The following is a 1,514-nucleotide window of genomic DNA, read 5'->3' as shown; positions in this document are numbered from 1 at the left end:
TAGCCGGAACGTTTTGGTTTCACGAACTTTGTTTATCTTCGGCAGACAGAACTCAGTTCGCTCTGACGCGACCACGCAAATGCGCGAAACGTTAGCGGTCATTTTAAAAAACACCCAACTGAAAACTTAAATCTCAAAACATGAAAACAGAGAATGAATCAAACATTGAAGATCAAATCAGAGATAGCATCTTAAGCTTCCATTTTCAAAACTTCAATCAAATAATCAAAAAAAAATATAACGGAGAATTAACTCCCGACGTTGAAGATTTGATTAATGAAATTAAAGAGAAACTAAAAAATGCCTCTAACGATGAAAGTGAAAATTATACGGAGTATTGCCACTATCTTGACAAGGCATTTGACGATTATTTAGAAAGTAAAAGATAAAAAATAGTCATGAAATCGCAAATGCTTGTAATCAAAGCTAGAGAAATGCTCAAATACCATTCTGTCGATTATGTAAAATTTATATTGATCGAAAGAAACAAAACCGTTCCAAAATCTTCAGTTATCAAAGCAATTGAAGAGGCAAAAAAGCAATTGGATATCAGTTAAATACAAAACGACCGCTAACCGCCGTTAGGCGCAATTGCGGAGTTTTTCGTCGCCGGAAATCTTGAATTTACGAAGAATGTTTTATCTTCGGCAGAGAGAACTCAGTCCGCTTTGATCCGCAACTGCGCCTAGCGGCCTAACGTTATGCCACATTGCTAAAGAGCTTGCGTAGAAAGAAACAATTACTTACCTTTGACGTTAGTATTAAAATTTTGATTCGTGATTAAAAGTTTTGCAGGAAAAGAAACTGAGAAAATCTGGGAAGGAATTCAATCTAAGAAACTTCCGGCTGATATTCAAAATGTGGCCAGAAGAAAATTAAGGATGATCAATAACTCACAAAACATAAATGATTTGAGAATTCCGCCAGCTAATCATTTAGAAAAACTCAGCGGAAATCTGACAGGATTTTACAGTATAAGAATCAATAAACAATGGAGAATTATTTTCAAATGGGAAAACGATAATGCATTTGAAGTTGAAATTGTAGATTATCATTAAAACTAAATTATGGGGACGCTGAAAAATATACATCCTGGAGAAATCTTGAAAGAAGAGTTTCTTGAACCATTGGAAATAACTGCCTATCGCTTATCCAAAGAAACTTTTATTCCACAAACGAGAGTTAGTGAAATTCTCAAAGGAAACCGTAGAATAACTGCAGACACAGCTTTGAGATTGTCGAAATATTTTGGAACAACCGCAAAATTTTGGCTTGGCTTGCAAGATGATTACGATTTGGAAGAAGAAAAAAATTCTAAAAAATCTGAATTTGATAATATTCATCCATTGAACAGCAACGCGGCATAACAGCCTGTAAGCTAAATGCGCTGGTTTTCGGTAAGTTGAACTTTCATCTTCACGAATAAAGTTTTATATTGGCAGAGAAAACTCAATCCGCTTGTCCGCGATTTCGCTTACAGGCGAAACGTTACAAGAACCTTGTTTTTCCACATA

General features: G+C 35.3%; 4 protein-coding genes. All 4 read left to right on the top strand.

The window, feature by feature from the left end; genetic code table 11:
* Positions 1-140 precede the first annotated feature (140 nt).
* Positions 141-389, top strand: coding sequence for a hypothetical protein (locus BLP55_RS16535; RefSeq protein ID WP_091147507.1), 249 nt, complete (start codon positions 141-143; stop codon positions 387-389).
* A gap of 9 nt (positions 390-398) precedes the next feature.
* A complete protein-coding gene (locus BLP55_RS17130; protein WP_170826905.1) occupies positions 399-557 on the top strand; it encodes a hypothetical protein in 159 nt (52 codons plus the stop codon).
* 219 nt (positions 558-776) lie between these two features.
* The gene (locus BLP55_RS16530; RefSeq protein WP_091147503.1) at positions 777-1,058 is read left to right on the top strand and encodes a type II toxin-antitoxin system RelE/ParE family toxin; all 282 of its coding nucleotides are present in this window, start codon (positions 777-779) and stop codon (positions 1,056-1,058) included.
* A 9-nt stretch (positions 1,059-1,067) separates the two neighbouring features.
* Positions 1,068-1,367 (top strand): HigA family addiction module antitoxin, encoded by a 300-nt coding sequence (locus tag BLP55_RS16525; protein WP_091147500.1) that lies wholly within the window; start codon positions 1,068-1,070, stop codon positions 1,365-1,367.
* The last annotated feature ends 147 nt before the right edge of the window (positions 1,368-1,514 follow it).

Origin of the sequence: Flavobacterium caeni (assembly GCF_900101895.1) — a bacterium.
Classification (GTDB): Bacteria; Bacteroidota; Bacteroidia; order Flavobacteriales; family Flavobacteriaceae; genus Flavobacterium; species Flavobacterium caeni.
Note: the sequence above shows the minus strand (reverse complement) of the source record. Positions and strands in the feature narration are given on the sequence as shown.